Source organism: Photobacterium kishitanii (assembly GCF_003026355.1).
Taxonomy (GTDB): domain Bacteria; phylum Pseudomonadota; class Gammaproteobacteria; order Enterobacterales; family Vibrionaceae; genus Photobacterium; species Photobacterium kishitanii.
The window spans coordinates 362,412-384,346 of record NZ_PYON01000002.1 but is presented as its reverse complement, the minus strand read 5'-3'; the positions used below and the strand labels follow the sequence as shown (position 1 = coordinate 384,346).

The 21,935-nt window shown below is 38.9% G+C and carries 3 protein-coding genes; all 3 read right to left on the bottom strand.

Annotated elements, in window-relative coordinates; all coding sequences use genetic code 11:
• Positions 1-224: 224 nt before the first annotated feature.
• The 3 genes from C0W29_RS03580 to C0W29_RS03570 all read right to left on the bottom strand — a co-directional run bounded on the left by C0W29_RS03580 (position 225) and on the right by C0W29_RS03570 (position 21,898).
• The gene (locus C0W29_RS03580) at positions 225-7,511 is read right to left on the bottom strand and encodes an L-type lectin domain-containing protein (RefSeq protein ID WP_235868993.1); all 7,287 of its coding nucleotides are present in this window, start codon (positions 7,509-7,511) and stop codon (positions 225-227) included.
• A gap of 191 nt (positions 7,512-7,702) precedes the next feature.
• On the bottom strand, positions 7,703-11,968 hold the full coding sequence (locus tag C0W29_RS03575) for a GEVED domain-containing protein (RefSeq protein ID WP_045045470.1): 4,266 nt from the start codon (positions 11,966-11,968) through the stop codon (positions 7,703-7,705).
• A 138-nt stretch (positions 11,969-12,106) separates the two neighbouring features.
• On the bottom strand, positions 12,107-21,898 hold the full coding sequence (locus C0W29_RS03570) for a GEVED domain-containing protein (protein WP_045045471.1): 9,792 nt from the start codon (positions 21,896-21,898) through the stop codon (positions 12,107-12,109).
• Between the last annotated feature and the right edge of the window lie 37 nt (positions 21,899-21,935).

The window sequence follows — 21,935 nt, the reverse complement described above, 5'->3', positions numbered from 1 at the left end:
AATTACTGTTATTTTTACTTTAATCAAATAGCAAATAAAAATGCAAAATGAAAAAAAATCAGTTTTGCAAAACAAAAAATAACATTAGAACAATGCACATTATAATAAAGTGGCCCTTTCTTATATCTTATATATAAGAAAGGGCCATAATGAGGGTTTTTATTTAAATCAGTCATTGAATTCATATTAACATCTAGAGTTAATATAAATATAAACTACATTATCTATTCTATTTTTACTCTATATTTAACGAAACCTTTCTCACCAGCAAGTAATGTACCAGTTAATACCCACTCCACACCACCATAATAACCACTTGTATTTAGTCCATTTTTAAGAACAAGCGTACACATTGTTATCAAAGAAGGTAATAATACATCTCCTCCAGAACATTGAATAGGGTCATGTAAATATGTATAAAGAGGAACACTATCAAATAACTTAATATCCGTAATTTTACCTAGTCCAACATTACTAAAATGAATGGTATATTCTATTACATCATCGGGAACTGCCTTATTACTTATACTTATATCCGTACCTTGAGTAATATTCTGGACAGTTTTATTTATAAACAATTCACCAGCACCATTAAAAGCAACCTTTATTTGATCTTCATTTATAATGACCCCTTTTATTCCGTGTCCTGTATTTATATTATCGGAATATGTTATATCAGCTTTTAGGTCATATTTATAAATACTACCTAAAGGTGTCTCATTAGGTATAAATATCTTAATAATCAAACAAACATCTCTATTATTTTCATCTACCGTTATATTATTTAATAGCAAACGTTCGTTACTTGTCTCTAATTTACCATTACAGTTTTCATCATGATAAATAGCAGTAGAGTAATTAATAGTGCTAGGGGTTTGACTCTTATTGATTATTGAAAAGTTAACATCACCATCAGTAAAAGACGTAAACTTATGAGTAAAATAAACTGCACTCCCTGGTATTACTTCTGAGAAATTATCAGATTCTAATACTGACTGTTTAACTTTACCGAAATTAAGATTATTAATAATATCACCCGCTGATGGATTTAATAATACTTCGCTATCAGTAATGCTATTTGTCGATGATGATACTACTTGAGGAATAAGAGTGTTATCAAATTCACTAATATCTATCCAGTTGGATTTTTTTACCACTTTTAACAAAATATCACTATTGGCCACCTCAACAGGAAGTATTAATTGATATGAACCATTACCTTTAGTTATATTTGTTTGTATTATATCGTTATTATTATAATTTACCGTTCCTGAACCTTTATATATAGCTTGTACAATATAGCCAGCGATACCCTTTTCATTATTACTTTGTATACCATCATGAGCAATAGCGCCTGCGCCAACGCCATTATCTTCAAAGACAACACCTTGTAAAATAATTCGATTAAGTAGTTCAAAACGATGATCTTCGACTTCACCATCACTCGCCATACCTGAGGCTGTGTTACAATCCCCCGTTGAAGAACAAACACGTAAACGCATAACAGTATAACCATTGAATCCAGCTGCAGTTGTACCATTAAGAATGATAGGGATCGTATTTAGGCCATTAACAACTGCAACTTCCGTCGCTACCTGCTCATCCTGATCAGAAAAATCACCATCATTATTTAAATCTACCCAAATATTAATAACACCACTGCCGATAATATTTATCGATAGAGGAGTACTTGTTTCAACAACAATAGAAGCTGGTATAGCAAAATCTTCATCATCTAAACTATGGCTATCATCTGCATCACTATTGGGACTATGCCACGAGGTAAATTCAGGATCCCAGAACGTACCAATTTGAATATCAGCATTACCATCTAATGTCACATCAATATAAGGGTGTGAAACTTGGCCATAACTACTCTTCGCATCACCATAATCTATCGCTTCAACACAACCTGCGGCATCATTACCTTGTAATTGAGTTTCATCGGTATCCAGCATGAAGCTTGTTCGTTGAGTAATAACATTAATTTGATAAACACTCGCTTTAGTATTGAGATCTATCGTGCCATTATTGTCACTATCGTGATTTCCACCATTGGTAAAGGCATAAATATTAATCCAGTCATCAATAACTAAGCCTCCGGGTTGGAGCTTATTATTGCCATCAAGTGTTGGTTGAGCGCCAACAAAATTTAATGGTGCAGCAATTACTGCACCAGTATTAATATCAACGCTATATAAATTACCGCCAACAAAATCAACTAAATAACCAAGTCCATTTTGAGCACTAATTGCAATATCAGCCCCTACATCAACATTACCACCACCAACCGACGTTCCCAATGTCGCAATATCTAACAAAACGGTTGTAAAGGTTTGTGTCGCGAGATCAACTTTAACTAAAGAATCCCAACTTGTTCGCCAAATAACCAATGTCGATCCATCTTGACTAATATCACCTACTGTTGGCGAAGCTAACACTTTTCCTGGTGCTGATACATATCCTGTATGCCTTAATGCATCGCCGCTATTAAAGGTAAAGCTATCTCCTGTATCTAATCGTTTTATAGTTGATGTGCTTAAAGCCGTTATCTTTCCTAAATCGATAAAACTCGTGCCTATACGATCAGTTACAAATAAATGATGTTCGCGTTCGGTAGTTGACATGTCGGTAACTGCACCATAAAAAAGTCCGACATTACGATTAAAGCCAATAGCATTAATATTATTTGAATTAGGTAGACTTGTTATTGCAATAGGGCTAACTAATGAGGTCCATGACAAAGGATCGGAGGTAATATTCAATTCATTATAGCTATAGTCCGTACTCGCTTGTGGCTTACGTGTTTGGACAACAACATCACAAGTAGTATTAGGGATCAAATCTGACACTAAAATACGATAATCTTCCACTTCACCATCAGATGACAGACCTAAAGGTGTTGAACAATCATTTCTTCCACAAAGACGAAAACGAGCATAGGTATAACCAACATTAGCCGTCGCTGGTACTGGTATTGAGTAATTATTAGTCCCTAAGACTCCACTTGTTTCAGTCACCACTTGTTCGCCGGTGTCGAGCCAATCACCATCTTGATTCCAATCAATCCAGCCATAAATATAAATATCAGTTTCAGGACGAACAGGATCTTCTGTTACGGTAATACTGATATCTGTCATAGTGTTAATTGTCATCGTTAGAGGAATATTAACACCGTCTTCATCAGGTATATTATTATCATCATCCGCTACTGCAGCAATATCTTGTAAAATACCAATATCAGCATCCCACTTATTACCTAACAATAAATCAATTTCGCCATCATCATTCACATCACTTTGGACATGCTGTGCACCACCATTTTGATAAGTGGTTTGATAATCTCTAAATCCTGTTGATGTCGTTGAATCAGGCGCATCACCATAATCAGAACCTAAAACATTCGGCGCAAAAGTAAAACACCCTTTTTGCAAATTCCATGCAGCGCCAGTACTACCAGTAAACCCAAAACGGACGGTATTCGTGCCTAAATCAGTCCGTATATTACGCGTAAATGTTCCTATTGTTTGCCCATCTAATTTATAACTAAAAATATTTGTTACTGGGTCCCATTCAAATTGAGCAATATGATAACGACCGTCTTCTAATTCGCCGCCATTAACAGACGTCGCAGGTATCAATGTTGTCGCTGGTGCAGTGTTATATATCTGTCCATTTAAATATACCCCAGTATGATCAATATATTGCCCACCGAGGGCATCATCATTAGCACCAATAAAAGTATTATCAAAAGTATCAAATTCAAAGACAACAGAAGGAGAAACAGGTACTCCACCATTTACGGGCCCAACACCTAAGCCCCCACCGAAGCCACCAATAGCATTAATTCCTCGTGGATCAGCAGATAATACAAAGGTCATTCCGTCAGCGCCTATTTCGCCAGCCGCCCCTCCAGAATTTGCACTGCGATCACCTAAATAAACCGCTAACTCCGCATACAGAGGTTGATTTAAATCGATAAAATCTAAACTCCATAAATACCCTTTTTTATCGCCAGCATTAGGTGTCACAATATATTCACCATTAGTATCAACATAAGCATCCTCTCCAGCATACGCTCTAGGAGCATCACACGTTGAAGGTTGAATAATATTAGTGATTGTCGGAGTAACAGCATCAGTGTCATCTTCACCATTACTAAAACCATTATTAGGTGTAGAATCAATATCTTGTACAGATGCCGTTTTAATTTCAGAATTAATTACACCTGCGGTCATGCTTTGAGGAGCCAGACGTATAATGGCGTAATCATTAAATCCCGTACCAATATTACCCAAATCAATAATACCAGTAGCAGGATCATATTCAGTTATCGTTAATGGCGTAACACCATCACCTTGATAGGCACGAACAAAGCTATAACCGGAAGGAATAGGAAAAGATAAGGTCGTATTAGAGACGATTGTTGCGCCCTTATTCATCACACTTGCAATAACATTAAATGGCACACCTAATGTCACTGTTGATAACGGATCGAGTCTTAATGTTAATTCCAGATCACCAATTGGGGTTAAGTTAATTAAATGATCTTCTATCTCACCGTCACCAGCACTACCCGTTGGATCTTCACAATTAGTTGCTGATGAGCAAACACGTAAGCGAATATAGGTTGTTTCAACAATAACGACATCATTCGGTACCGTAAAACTTAAACTTACATTTCCACTAGAATTTACAGAGGTCGTCGCACGTTCTTCAATTTCAAATGTTCCATTATTATCAAAATCAATCCACCCATAAAGATTATCATCACCAGAACTTACAACCGGCACGGTGATAGTGTAAGTATCCCCTCCCACTAAAATTGAATTAATATCAGTTTGAATATACCCATCTTCATCATCCGGTCGAGCACCGTTACTATCATCACCGTCAGCAAGTAATGAGGCTTGCCCATCCGTTTCGCGATCAGGTAATAGCCCCCCAAGATATGGCGCATCCCCTGTAATAAGATGTCGCGGTCCATCATTCGCTAATAACGTACCATAACTGATAGGCGCATCACCCCAATCAATTAAGATGGTAGCAAAACGACAACGAGCGCCATCATTTTGTCCTGTAGCCGAATTTGTTTGAGTGAAATTTTCAGCGCTATAATTATTAATTCCTAAATTAGGATCTGAAATATCTATTCTAACAATTCTTCCAGGAGATGGATTCTGAGCCGCATACATAAACCCCTGCTCATCAAAATAAATAGCTCCCCATCCGGCTGATGTTGTACCCGCCGTTCCAACATTCCCAAGATCTGTTCTTGCTCCTGTTGCTGGATTAAAACGATAAAGTTGAGCGGTTCTTGTTAAGGTATATAACTGATTATCTATAGGGTTAAATGCCCAATCAGCCATTGGAGGAGCAGTAATTGATGTAACGCCTATTTGTTGTAAATAAGTACTGCTGTTGGGGTTCACATCAATTTGATACATTTGAGTACCATTACTATGAACTAAAAATAAAACACCGTTATCATCAATATCACCACTATTGTAATTACTTTGTGCCATTGTTGAATTCGTGATAGGCAAAATAAACACATCACCATTGCCATCAATCATTAATACATCATCATTTTCACGAATATTATCGCCAATAATCGTATTGGTAATAAAATTATATCCACTACCACCAAACACGCCGATAGCGCTAGCAAGAACGTTGTTAAACAATGGTGTTACAGTCCCTTGTGCTAAATCAATACTGGTTACATCTGTTGGGGCATTTTTTAATAAATACGCCAATTTAGAACATGTTGGATAGGGGGTATAAGCAAAATCTGCAAAGTTAACGTCGGTAACATTCGCCATAACATTAACCGCTTGAACATTCGCGCTACTTGAATGATGATTGATGGGATCGCCAATTGTCGCGCCATCATATCCACCCGCTAACGGATCAAACACCCCTACGGTAGGCGGACAAGTTGGGTTTACCATATCTATCTCTAGTGCAGCCTCATAGATATTATAACTACCGATAGGTACCGAAAGTTGATAAGCCCCCGTTACGGCATCGGAGGTTGTGGTATAACAAATATTGTTAACTGTATCGTGAGCGATAATATTAACTGCTATACCTAATCCAGTTTCATCCCCTTCTTTTATACCGTTATTTTTAGTCCCTGTTGTTGCGCCATTATCGTTAAATACAAATCCTGAAACGACGGGAGTAATCGATATTTGATAATCCTCTACTTCACCATTTTTAACCGCCCCATAAGCGCGCTCATCATTACCACTACCATCATCAGTTAAAATTGAGTCTGTAATTCTAAATCGTGCATAACTAATACCAATAGATGACGTTAATCCTGTCCACGATAGTGTTGCCGTTCCATCATTAGTGGATGATGTATCATTACAAGCGGCAGATGAATATTCGGAAACCTCAAAATCACCATTACGGTTAACGTCTAACCAAGCATGGACAATAGCACCTAGATCACCACTAATAGCATCATAATCATTACAAATGGCGGTTAAAGAATGACTACTCCCAGCAACAATAATCGCACTAGAAATGCCATCTTCATCATTCGTTGCTGTGCCTTCCATATCATCATCGGTCGCATTACCATTGGTATCTACACCATCAAAAAAAGCATTAGTATCGGCATCTGGTGGCGTTGTTCCTAAATAAATAACACCATCTATTTGATGTGCTGGACCACCTGTTGCAGCCAATGTTTCATAATTTCCAATATTAACCCCAACACTAGGGTCTGGTGCGTCACCATAATCACAATCACTGCTGTCACTCACAACAAAATTAGTTCCGCCAAAATGATAATTATTAGCGGCGCTATCATTAAAATGGGTCGTATGAGCAAAATAAATACCATTGGCAGGATCAATACTTAATACTCCCGTCCGTACTGGCGAGGTTTCAATAACAGTACCGTCATCTTGCATTGTCGTTAACTGAATCGTGGTCGAGTTATCAGATTGCACATACATTTTCATTCGATAACGTTTAAAGGTCGCGGTTAATCTCCCTGTAGTATTAGACATGTTGTTAACCGATGCATTGGTATAATTAATGGTTTGATTAACACCATTCCAAGTAGCATGGCTACCAACCCATAACGCGTTATCACCAATTAATACGCCATTCATATTTTGATGATCGGTTAACCAAAACATAGGGTCAGTATCACTATCGGCAACCCAACCACCTTTTAATCGAAACTCAATTTCAATACCAATGGGATAGGTAAAACTACTTCCAGGTGAGAGGATTTCTAATTCAAAACGTTTAAGAGGATTACCTACCGAATTAGCTGCACTCGAAATAAGTTCATTACCTACAATAGACATACCACTGAATCCATCAGCTGGATCACTATTATAATTATCTAAAGTAGTAATGCTGGCACCATCAATTGTTTGGCTAGAACTGTTACAAATTAACTCAGCAGAGTTAATCAATGGTGAACAAAACAGACTACATAGAATAATGACATAAAATGCTTTTTTAAAATTATTAAATCCCACAATAATAACTCCAGAATATAGCGTAATATAAACTTAAGAAAAAGAATCAACTTTAAGAATATATGCAACTAATAAGCCAGAGTTTATATTTAAGAAAAACAGAAAAACAAACAGTAATGTCTTATTATTACTGCTTTTTATTCTTTATGGGATAATTTTAATATAATCGCATTATGCAATTCATTTAAAGATTATTTCACTTTAACACGATAAATAACTTCTCCTTTACTTCCTGAAGACAACGAACCGACCAATTCCCATATAATACCACCTTCATAACCAATAATATTACTACCGTTCACCATTGTGATATTACAAGACAATCCAGTCGGTATTACGGCAATACTACAATCAATCATTGAATTAAGATCTGTAAACTCAGGCGTTGAGTCATAAAGCTTAATATCTGAAATATCGCCTAAGCCACTGTTAATAAAATTAATTTTATACTCTAACACATCGCCAGGTTCCGCAGTGTTAAGCACACCTTCACTGCCACCTTGAGTAATATTTTTTACCGTTTTGGTTATTTCTAGTTCACCACTACCACGAAAGTTAACGACAATAGTATCATTATCAGTAACATTACGTTGTATTACACTATTATTAAAATCCACTTGCGCATTAAGCTGGTATTTATAGACCGAATGTAATGGCATATTATCTGACATCATTACTTTTACTAAGATACAAACCTGTGTATTTGTGTCAGCATTCATGAGTATTGGATTAATGAGCGGATTATTTACCGTACTATCTAATTTACCACTACAATTAACATCATGATATAAAACATGATTATTTATATAACCACTAGAAGAATTATTTATATTGCTAATACTAAAACTAACATTAGCATTGGTATTCAAATAAAACTTATGACTAAAAACAATCGGAATATTCGGTTGAGCTTCGGTATAATTATCAGGTTGTAATATTGGTTCCCTTACCTTACCGAAATCTAAATCCGTTAAATTATCACCAGCAGTTGCATTAATTAGCACCATACTATCCGTTAAAGAACCATTGGTAACTTGAGTCATTAAACTCATATCACTTTCAGAAATATCGATCCATACCGCTTTTGATACCACAATTAATTTAATATCTTTTTGTGATAATTCTACTGGAATTGTCAGACTATAATGCCCATCATCCTTTGTTATTACCCGATCTATTTCTTGTCCCGTAACATAGTCAGTTATTGGCACATCATCATAAAAAGCAATAACAATAAAATTATCTAATCCTTGTTCATCACCATTTTGAATACCATCATGAGCAACAGCACCACCTTGGCCATTATCTTCAAAAACTTTACCATTCAATACAATATCCATATCAACAGGTACATTAGCACTAAATTCTGAAGTATCTTGTAAAACGCCAAGTCCTCCTGTCACAATACGAGAAGCGATTACCGTTATTTCATCACCATTAACGAGTCCAGCAATTGGCATAACATGATTTAAAACTGAACCGACAATACCGCTAATAGTATAAAGATATTCTTCTCCTTCTCCTGCATTTTTAGCATCAGCACCAATATCACCAATACCCGCATTGGCCTTATACACTTCAAAGGTAAATTCACCAGTACTACATACATTTCCTTGTAACGTTAGATTAGTGCCATCATAAACTGCACTGATAATTTGAGGACGAGCTAAATTATTATTCGCGCCAGCACCTGTATTGTTATTACATAAATCACTATTAACAGAAACACCGTTACCTGTTGCCCCATTTTGAAGGTCTATAGCATTAGAATCATTATTATTAAAACTATTTTTAGTAATTAGATATCCACGAACATTAGTATTACCATCAATAGAAATGCCAGAATCGCCATTATTGTGTAATAGATTACATTCAATAATAGAATGACGACCACTACGGTAATGAATACCATCGCCTGCCACATTTTGAATATCATTACTGGTGAGTGTTTGAAATAGATCCACATTAGACGTCAAGCTTTGGTTTATCCCATCTCCTGTAGCATCACGCAGTAAATTTCCTTGAATATTTAAGTAACTAGGAACCCCGCGACTAATCACAACATTGTGATAAGGAGTTGCTGCTGTAGATATTGTACCGAGTAATTGATTGTGAATAATCTGCCAATTAACCGTATTTGACTGAGCATTTAAATTATTTAACGCTATATTATTATGCGCTGTTTTAATCGCATTATTTCGAATAATACCATTATCACCACTTAGCGTTCCGTTGCCTGAATTAGCAATTGCTATACCAGCACAACCTAACGATGTACCACAGGTTTGTTGACCAATAACATCATTATTTCCTGCAGGATCAATACCGATTAAATTATTTTCAATTAATGTATCGGTAATATTTGCTGAATATATATTAATACCCAACGATCCGCCGGTTAATGACAGATTTTTAATCGTTGTATTATCAGCATTAATTATCACTAACTCAGCACTGTAAGGACTGCTGCTCGTTGCCATATCGATCTGTAATTCTGGTTTCATTAATGCCGGTATAGTTTCAGTACTACAACCAATACTACTTCCAACGGTTTGAGATGCTGAATAATTACCTGAGTTTGAATCGATAACAGTAACGCCATCACTATAACTATATGCTGTTCCATCTAATGTAGTATTCGCACCATTCGCTCCCGTAATTGTTGTTAATGATGATGTTGGTGTCACCACCCACCAATCAGCACTGGCATTCGTATCATTCGCTGGCACCGCTGGAACAAACCGCATTTCATTTGCACCTGAGATGGTATTGGCGTTAGTGATAAACTGCCTTAATGAACCTTGGGCTGAATTATTTATATTTGTTACTACATTATATGAAAAGCCAAAATCAAGATTATTTACCGCCGAGGAATTAGCAGAAAAAGCAATCCGAGAAATATGCTCACGTAGTGATAAATTAGTATTAGCATTATTGTTTGCTCGATCACCATCCCAGCCCCCAAAACAAACGCCGGTGGTATTAATTGGGGTTACGTCCGCAATTGCGTCACCATTAGCATCACAATAACTGGTAACAAAAGTACCATTAATATTATCGGTTAACGTTGTCGTATATGTTTGTTCAGCAACAGCAGCCCCTGTAGCAGGAGGATTTGGAGAAACAAAATAAGTAACACCAGGAATTTGGAGGAAGGAATAATACCCGTTAACATCTGTTGTGGTAGTGAAACTTGGCGAGCCATCTGCTGCATTAGGAATATTGTCACCATCGTCCGTGTAAACATAAACACTTACACCATTAACAGCAACTTTATCACTAAGATCACCGTCACCATTTACATCGTCATAAACATGACCCGTTATATCTACGCAGCCAACACAAGTCATGTAATCTTCAATTTCACCGGCATTGTTTAACGCGCCTAAAGAACGAGTATCTTCATTACTACCTGTTGCCGTTGTATTAATTAATGTTGAACTGATACGAACACGAGAAAAGTAATAACCATTAGCCGTTAAATCAGCAAGAGAATTCCATGTTAATGTTTGAGTAACATTATTTGTACCACCAGCAACAATATAAGCGCCACCAGGACCGGTACCATTTGTAATTAATTCATCGACATCAAAGGTACCGCTATTATCAAAATCAAACCATGCATATAAATAAGCATTTGATCCTGATGTATTAGTTGCATCAGCCGTAATTGAATAGCTGGTATCAATATATCGTACACTAGGATAAGTCACACCATCTTCATCATCAGCAGCAATACCATAAAAATTACTACCAGCATTTATATCATCAGCCGTTGCATCTGCATTTTGAAGCCCAGTATCATCATCATCTGGAACATTGACCCCTAAATACGTCGTATATTCACTTTTTAATGCGCGATGCGAGGGACCATTATCTCCTTGTCGAGTACGATAATTATTAGGCCCAGTTCCATTAGTGGCGTCAGGAGCATCACCATAATCTTGTAAGTAAGGTTCAAAATACACATCCATTTGTCCCCATGCTTCGCCACCACCACCAACTTTAACATCTGCTGCTACAGTAAATGTCGTACCTAATGGGACGATATCTTGATTAAATGTTTGTGTATGATTAGATCCTGTCTCACAATTTCCGCCAGCGTTATGGCCTCCATTTATTTGCTTTGTTACGCCATTGGGGAAATAAAATGTCGCTCGATCATCAGCATTTAATGTTCGAATTGTTCCTTTTTGAACAACAACATCCCCCATATAAAATGTTGATGATCCATTGAATGTTGCACAACCACTACCTGCATTTAAATAGTTATCACCATTTCTACCTGCAAATACTCGCATACAATAATATTTACCAACTGCGGCACAGGTTTGAAAGACACCATTTGAAAAACCACTATTACTAATAACTCGAGGTTGCTCTGCATTAATAGAGACGCTAAATAATAATAAAATAAAGGCTGTATTATGAATAATAATATTATGAAATCTATTCATAACACCTCCGATATATTTAAAACAGTAATAAGCCACTTTTATGTTTTAATTAAATACCCATTATCTTGTCTCATTTTATTAATAATTAGATTTTCCTTAAATTATGTTATTACCTATGCCGATCTTTCTTATTTTCACCTATTTCACCGTCACTCGATAAGTCACATAGCCTCTTTCAGCGGGCAATAATGTACCCCCGAATTGCCATTCAATACCTCCCTGATAACCCATAGTATTTGCGCCATCAGCTGTTATGATTGAACAAGCTGTAATGCTTGATGGCAGTAACGTGGCTGGTGATGTACAGCTAATGATTTGAGATAATTGACTATACTCTGGCACTGCATCATAAATTCTAACGGTATCAATAGGACCTGAGCCATTATTTATAAAGTAAATCTTATACTCTAAGACATCCCCAGGTAACGCTTGGTTACTGCGACTTTCGCTATCAGCTTGGGTGATATTTTTTACTGTTTTCTCTATTTCAAGTTCCCCTGCGCCATTAAAACTCACTTTAATGGTATCAACATCACTCAGTTGACGTGTGACCGTGCTACTGCTAAACACCATATCGGCATTAAGTTGATAGTTATACACCGCATGCAATGGTACATTCTCAGGCACTATCACTTTTACTAATACACACACTTGAGTTGTACCATTCGCACTCACAGCAGTTGGATTCGTCACTGGCCCATCAACACCCACATCTAATTCGCCATTACAGTTATCATCAAGGTAAAGGATTTGATTCCAACTGTTGTTTAATGGCGAGGCTTGAGGATTAACGATACTAAAGTTAACATCACCTGAAGTATTGACATTAAATTTATGACTAAAGACCACAGGTACGCCTGGCTCGGTCTCTGTATAATTATCCGGCTCTAATGTTGGTACACTAACTTTACCAAAATCTAATCCGGTTAGACTGTCCCCAGCTTGAGCGATAATACTCATTTCACTATCAGTGATACTCGTATTAGTCACTTGTGGCATACTTGTGACATCACCTTCACTGATATCAATCCATCTTGACTGTGGTACGACACGAATTAATAATGGCTCTCCAGCGAATGTGACAGGAACAACAAACCTATAATCTCCTTTCCCTGTCGTAATCTTGGTATTGATCACATCACCATTGTTATAACCTGTAATACCAGTGCCGTTATAAACAAGCTCAACAGTAAAGTTACCTAAGCCTTTTTCGGATCCATTAATAAAGCCATCATGTGCAGTACCACCAAGATAACCATTATCTTCAAACACGGTACCAGTGATAACAATTTGATTAATTAAATTAAATTGGTAGTCCTCAACTTCACCATTAGCAACAGTACCCGTTGGCGTATCACAAAGATCGCTTACGGTACATAAACGGAAACGAATGAAGGTCAGTCCATCAAACCCGCCAGTTGGTCCTGCACTTAATGTCAGTGCCACATTATTATTCCCCGCACTCACAGCTAAGTCATCGAGGACTCTTTCACCTGGATCAGTAAATACACCGTTATTGTTGAGATCAACAAATGCACTTAGGAAGCCATTACCACCTGTTACGGTAACAGGAATCGTGGTTGACGTAGCGACAATAATATCGGCAGGCATAGTGATACCATCTTCATCATCTTCCCCTGTACGATCATCACCCGTTGCATCGTTACTATAAAAATCATGAAGATCTGGATCCCAACGAGTACCTAAAATCAAGTCTGGGGCGCCTGATTTATCTACATCATCATTACGGTGCCCTACTTGTCCATAAGTATCTGGCGCGTCACCTTTATCAATACTAGCAATACAACCAGCAGCATCATGGAAGTTAACCGATGGAATAGTGCTTGGTATTACAAAAGAAGCCTCCGCTGTAATTAAGTTAATACGGTACATACCCACGACATTATTAATATCATAGTAACCATCCCCGGTTGAGTCGTGATCACCTGCTAATGTAAATGCATATAAATGATTAATATCATCAGTTGCCACTGCGCCAGTAGCAAAATTGGGCGCTTTAGCACCATTAAAGTTTAATGGTGTGGTTGTAACAGCATTAGTATCTGGATTATAAGTATAAAGAGTTGGAGTTGTTGGCTCCGTTTCTGTACCAATATTGCCATTCCCCGTAAGATCTACCGCATAGATTAAACCATCGACTTCAGAAACGGCCCAGTCAGGTCCAATCCTTAATGCACCATTAGGTGCTCCGCCAACCAATTGAGTAGGCAGCTGTTTGACACTAAAGGTCATACTTGGCAAATCAATAATAATCAGGCTATCCCATACACTACTAGCGACATAATATTTAGTGCCATCACGGGACATAGTACCCATATTCACAGGGCCGCGTTGGAAAAAGAGCGTTCCGATAGTAGCGGGAAGAGCCGTACCTGTAGAGAAGTTCGCGGTGCCTCCAGAAAGTGCACTAATACTATAGTTACCATCAGAGAAAATTCGACCTCGCGAACTAAAGCTGGTACCCGTAGTATCAGTCATCATCACTTCCGTATAACCGTTGCTATTATACGTGCCGTACATCATGCCGGTATTTCTATCAAGCGCTAATGCATTTAATCGGAAATAAGAAACGTTATTTTGGATCGCATTAAATTCAAACGTCAGCGGTTGAACTGGAGTGACCGCTGAATAGGTGTAATTATTACCACCATCGGCAGACTCGGTGACATAAAGTTGATCACACACGTTGACTAAGTTTAAATCTGAAATCATGAATTGATGATCTTCCACCTCACCATCATTCGCCTCACCAATCGGCGAATCACAACTGGTATCAGCAGAACAGGCTCTCACTCGCACATAGGTGTAACCCAGCTCTGCACCGCCCGGCACGGTAATAGGGGTGTTGATGGTGCCTGCGGTGGCAGTTGGGTTATTAATGATCTGCTCACCCGCATCATCCCAGTCACCATCACGGTTCCAGTCGATCCACGCATGAAGTTGTAAGCCATTGAGGGTTGAGCCGGCATCTTTGGTCAGCACAACATCGAGATCAAAGCTGCCACCCGGTGGCTCCATGGCTGATGATAAGGTTACGCCGTCTTCATCATCAGTCGCCTCATCCAAATCATCAGCATTTGCAGGGAAACCTTGATGTATACCATCGTCATAATCCCATGCAGTACCTAAAGTAATATCAATTTGAGTATCACCATCCGTATCGGTTTTCTTATGGGCAGCACCACCATCAACTGATCGAGTTTGATAATCACCAACAGCAGTACCTGCGTCCATATCAGGAGCATCACCAAAATCTTGGCGAAGAACAGCAACCTCACAACTACTTTCAAGTGCACCGACAAAGCCATCAAACGCTGTAGAGTTAAACCACATCACAACACGATGAATAGGCGTGCCACCAGTATCTGATGTGTTAACTTCAAAAGCTGGTCCGTTATCAGGGTAGTATTTCGTTGCAATCGTTGTGTCATTTAAATCCAGTGCAACCACAGTAATTGTACCTGATGAACCATTTGGATCCCCTACCGCTGACACTGAATTAGCTGTTCGTGGAGAGCCATCTATGTTGACTAACTTATACGATACAGCATTATTACCGGCATAAAGCATTTTACTATCAACTTGATAACCCGCAGGCTCTCCATGACTCATTATATATACATCATTTACGTAAGCATAAGGAGATGAAGTCGACACCTCTTCTATCAATAATCCTTTATTTTGCCATGTGGTAGCAACATGTCTTCCTACCGATAACCCTTGAGTAAGATCGGTATAACCAGATGCTTCTGTAACGCTACATTCATAAACGGTAAGCTGATGATCTTCCACTTCACCATTAGTTGCTATTCCGCCAACACTTACGGTCGTTAATCCATCACTAGCAGGTGCTAAACGCACTCGTACATTATAAGTGCCATAACCGATTGGTGATAACCCTGCCCATGCAATATCGTAACCCGTTAAGGTATTATTTGATGGCACCGTTTGAGTAATTGCTTCTGACGCATCAAAAGTGCCATTACGATCGGAGTCTAACCACGCAATTAAAGTCGCATCTTCACCCGTATTATTAAACACTTGGGCGGTAGCGGTATAACTGGTTTCATCAAGTAACAATTGCGGTAAGGTAACACCTTGCTCATCATTCCCCGTGGTATCATCGGCGGTGGCATCGCTGCTGGCCGCGGTGACTTCACCATCAACATTATTAGTCCCTAAATATAATGTTGATGACGGTATATGTTGCGGGCCCCCTTCAGCAAATTCGACTAAATAACTATCAGGCGCATCACCGCCATCGAGCGTGGAAGTATCAGCAAGAATGAGCAATGGATGATCTTCGACTTCCCCATCACTGGCCATTCCGCCCATGTCTGTCGCCGTTAGAGGGTCTGTCGTAATTCTTAAACGGACATAGCTATTACCATCCACTGCGGTATAGCCCGTGAAGCCCAGTGAACTGGTACCATTGCTAGTATTATCTGCATCAACACAAGGTGCAGAAGTAAATTCACCCGCATCATCAAAATCACCGTCGATATTCATGTCTGCCCATGCGTAAACGGTGGCTGCTAAATCACTACTACCATCATGATCGTTACACAAGGAAGTAATGGAGAGATCCCCTGTTGAGCGAGCATAAACAAGCCCCCCAACCGCATCTTCATCATCAGGGCTGCCCGTGGTGTCATCTTCTGTACCGTTGCCATTGACACCGTCGGCTTCATTATCGCCAAGCTCAACCCCTAAATAGATGGAATAATGACTGACATAATGCATTGCTCCATCAGAGGCTAACAGCGTTTTGTAACTGTCAGGTGCATCACCAAAATCAGTCGCAAATGAACCTCGCCAATTCATTTCAACACCATCAACGGTTGGGTAATAATCCAGTAAATCTGCCGTTGAAGTAAAGGTTGTGCCGGTTGACGCATTCACAATACCTGATTGCCAAATATCGGTTGGGCTTGGTGGCGGAAGAATGGTGTCATCGATACCATCAAAGTTAGTATCAATGCCTGTTAAAATAGTGCTCAACCCAGCTTCATCAGTATCATTGGTTTCGGTATTATCCGAATCTAAATCAAGCCAATCAGGTTCGTCCACAGTATCATTATTATTTGGAGTTAAGCCGTTAGTCGCAAGGTAAGCGGTATTTAAACCATTATTATTCTGATAATCTGTCGCTGTATCGTTATTAGGAACGATATAGCCCGCAGTTGTTTGAGCTTCGATGTTATCGGGGATGCCATCATTATCACTATCTAAGTCAAGATGATTAGGAATACCATCGTTATCCTCATCAACAGAAGATGGAGACGGACAATATGTTTGTCCAGAAGCACCGCCTAGATTAATAGTTAAACCTTGGTTTCCGCCTGCATATTCATTGATATATAAACGGAGTTTATCACCTTCATTAAATTGAATATTGCTAACACCTGGCGACGGTGATGTCCATGCAGCAGTACAGAACAATACCGTTTCTATACCATTTTGATCAACCTTGATTCCCATTTTACTATCATGTGTTGTTCCCGATGGTAGAAGGTCGTAAAGTCCTGCTTCTCCTGCGTTAAAGGTATGTTCATGACGAACTATCCAATGCGAACCTGTTGGATTACTTCCTGTAACATTACCACCATTGCTATTTAATGTTGCCAGTAAAGTGGATGCTCCAGCGTTGTACCAATCAACTTTTAATTCTCCTGGAAACTCATCCATTGTACCCGATGCTATTTCAGTCACAGATGCAATACCAAGTTGATCTCCACAGTTCGGCCCACTACCGCCCTGATATACTTTTATGTCCCACGCCGATTCAAAAATAGGCGTACTTGAACAAATATATCCTTCATCGACATCCAAAATACCATCGTTGTCATCATCGACATCGATATCATCCATCACACCATCGTTATCAGTATCAGTGGTCGATGGATCAACAATACTTGGATGTTCATAAGTAAAGCTAACGGGATAGTCTTCTACCTCACCATCACTAGCAAGCCCTGTCGCGCGAGTATCAGGAGCACTCCCTGTCGCGCCTGTCGTTAAAGTATCAGTAGTAATTCGAGCACGTACATAACGAGTGCCTGTGCTCAACCCCGTTAAGCCATTCCATGTAATATTTTCGGTGATTGCACCCGTTGCTGCTGGAATAGAAACTGTTTTATATTCATCGACATCAAAGCTGCCGCTGCCATCAGAGTCAAACCATACATGAAGGGTTGCTGTATTAGTTGGGTGGGAATTATTGACATCAACGGCTAACGAATAAGAAGTATCGGTAGCCACATCCACATCAGGCAGTGAAGCAATACCGTCTTCGTCATCGACACCGCCAGTAGGATCATCAACAGTATCATCATCAGTGGCATTAGCATTGTTGTCAGTGCCATCGCCCCAATTGCCAGCATCATAATCAATGGTGGCACCTAATTGCACTATTTCAGTATTTAAAAAATGTGAAGCACTGCCATAACTGGTTGGTGCATCACCGTAGTCCGTATCTGTCACTATATACAAATGATCTTCCACTTCACCATCACTTGCATAGCCCCCAATATCACTAGTGGTTACACCATCAGCACCTGGCATTAAACGGGCACGAATGAAGTAATTACCACCAGTAATCGGTGTTAAACCCGCCCAATTTAAGGTGATATCGGTAAGGGTATTGTTGCTAGAAAGACTATTTTGTTCTTGGGCTTCACTGGCTTCAAAGGTACCGCTTTTATCCCAATCTACCCATACAACTAATTGTGCATTAGCTCCCGTATTATTAAACACTTGGGCGGTTATGCTCGCAGTAGTCATACCGGCATTGATAGTGATTACACTGAGTCCATCTTCATCATTATTAACACTGTTATCATCCCCATCAGCTAATGCACTAGCAACTGCAGTCTCTACATCAACATTATTACTCCCCAAATACAATGTTGTACTTTTTTCATGATAAGGACCGCCGACAGCAAATGTAGTCTTATAACTTTCTGGCGCATCACCACCATCGAAAATACCACTTTGAACGACCATTATGGTGTAATCTTCTACTTCACCATCGCTAGCAGCACCGAGCTCACTGCTAGTATCAATAGCATCAGTGGTGATCCTAAAACGGGTATAATAAGTGGTGTTATTAACCAGAGAACCCGTCAAATTAAAGGTAAGAGGATAATTTTGTGATGTAGTATTCGGTGGCACTACTTGAGTAATGCCCTCAGACGCTTCAAATTGGCCATTACGATTAAAATCAAACCACGCGACTAGATTAGCTGGTGTTGATTTGTTATTGGTCGCGTTGACTGTGACAATATAAGTATTTTCACCACTAAATGCAGGAGGTAGAGTTACTCCATCATCGACATCACCATCAGCCATTGTTGAAACATAAGCATCTGTTTCTAATGTCGGGGAAGTACCGATATACACGTCGCCATTATTAGTATGATGTGGGCCATTAAATTGATAAGCGGTAGAATAGTTATTCATCAACTGAGCGGCATTTGTATCAGGCGCATCACCAAAATCTAATTCAGTAGTAGGACAGGTTGAATTCAGATTATTTGGATCATTGAGCCAATTGTTACGCGCATTGAATGCCGCTGAATCTTCATAATAATCATAAGCAAAATTTGCAAACTCTTGGTAATTAACACTATTACTCACACCATAATGCCAAGTAAAATAATGAACACGCTCACTAGTAGCAAGATATGGCCCTACCTGCGATTTAGGAAATGCATATCCTCCTGTTGATGTCGGGTTATAAGGAATGAGCCATACAACAGCATCTATATTAGAACATGAATCAGAAACGGCTGTCGTTGCATATAAAATACTACGATGATCAATGCCTCGTAATGATGCCATTGTTCCACTTGTAGTAATCGTATTTTGTACTGCCAGACCTCCAGCAGAGGCTGTAGGTGTATGTAATCGAGTCATATTTGATGGACCAGAATAAGCGTTATAAGCGTTTGTTATTGCTCCTGGATATCCCATTCGATTAACAATATATGAATGTATATATTCATAATTATCAGCTAAACGTCCACCTTCTGTCGTTACCTGTAAGATCCCACCTTGATTACGATAAGCGATTAATGCATCCATTTCGTCGCTCGTATCATACTCAGGCGTACCCGCAGCATTTTTAAAATGTTTAAATAAAATGGTTTGGTAGTCTGTTAACGTAAATTCCGTCGTTAAATCTTGAATAGGTGCGACTTCGTCATGAGTAACATAACCAACACCAAATTTCGCTTCAAAAATTGCGTAAATATCATTACCCGATGAACCACTCACACCTATTTTATGATCTTTTCCAGAAATACCCTGAGTAATCAATAAATGGAACGTGACTTTATGATGGTGATCTTCGACTTCGCCATCACTTGCCGCACCTAACGCCCTTTCATCAACATTGGTTGTAGCTGCATTATCAGATTGCGTAACATCTAAATCATCGCTAGTTAAACGCAATCGGATCACAGAATCACCAACGTCACCACCATCACTGCCCGATAAATTAGTCCAATTCAGCGTCACGTTGGCATTGTTCGTACCATTAGATACAGTCACAGAGGCCATTTCATCAGCTTGAAATTGCCCATCTAAATCATGATCTACCCATGCATATAAAGTTGCAGGGCTGCCAGTAGTATTAGTTACAGGTACATCTAATGACCATGCTTTCATTGAAGGAGAAAGTACAGGAAGCGTTAAAGTATCTTCATCATCACCGTTTACATCATCACCATCAGCATTTGCTGTTGGCTGGCCGTCAGTTTCATCATCAGGCAATGTAGCACCAATATATAAATTGGCTGAAATCTCATGTTTAGCACCGTTTGAAGCATCGTCAGTACCATAAGTATTCGGCGCATCACCAAAATCAAGAAGAGAAGGATCACCTTCATCTTCATCGATGGTTGGAGCATCGATAATTGTTAAAATATGATCCTCAACTTCACCATCATTAGCAGCACCAGTAGCACGCTCATCCCAAGTTGTAGCACCATCATCAACTGACAAAGTATCCGTTGTTATTCGTAGTCGTAGCAGTTGATCGCCATTAGTGACACCAGATAAACCAGTCCAACTAAGCGCTGCGGAACCATTTGAGCTATCATTGTTATCAACACAATCGGCCTGTGCATACTCAATTGCTTCAAGCTGTTGATTACTATTAAAATCTACCCATCCATAAACAGTTGCACCCAGATCTTGAGTACCATCATGATCATTACAAGGCACTGAGAGAGAAAAGCTATCTGTTGGAATAGAATGCGTTGTATTTTGATAGGCATCTTCATCATTACTGCCTGAGCTATGTGAGCCATTATTTGTATCGTCAAGATCAGCCGTTAAGGATTGATAATTACCGGCTTCTGTATCGGGTTTTATTGTTCCTAAATAGACAGGACTTTCAACTTGATTTGTTACATTCCCAAATAATATCTCTTCAACATTATTTAAGTTTAAATATTTATTATTAGGCCATGTTACACGCCATGCATGCGTACCTTGAGATACAACAATATAGTAGCTTTGGTCGTGCCCAAGAACTAATCTATCATACCCGTCACCACCTGAATAACTTGCTCCTTGCGCCAGTAAATTATTATTAATAACAAGCATATCATTTTGATTAGCACCATTCGCATTACTATTATTTGGCATATTCTCATATGTCCAAGTAATGCCATTAACAGCAGGTGATAAGTTACTATTAACTACAACACCAGTAACTGCCCCACCGGGGATATATTTATGGCGAGCGCCATCATTTGTAAGTAATGTTGATGGAGTAGTATTATTTCCATCATCAATTGCATCACCAAAATCGTACTCTTCTGCTGTAGCAAAGATAGAAGCAGAAAAAACTATCGATAAAAAAATAGTAAATTTACAAAATAAAGCATAACAATATGACATACCGAAATTCCATATTTATTTTTGTTAGATACAATTG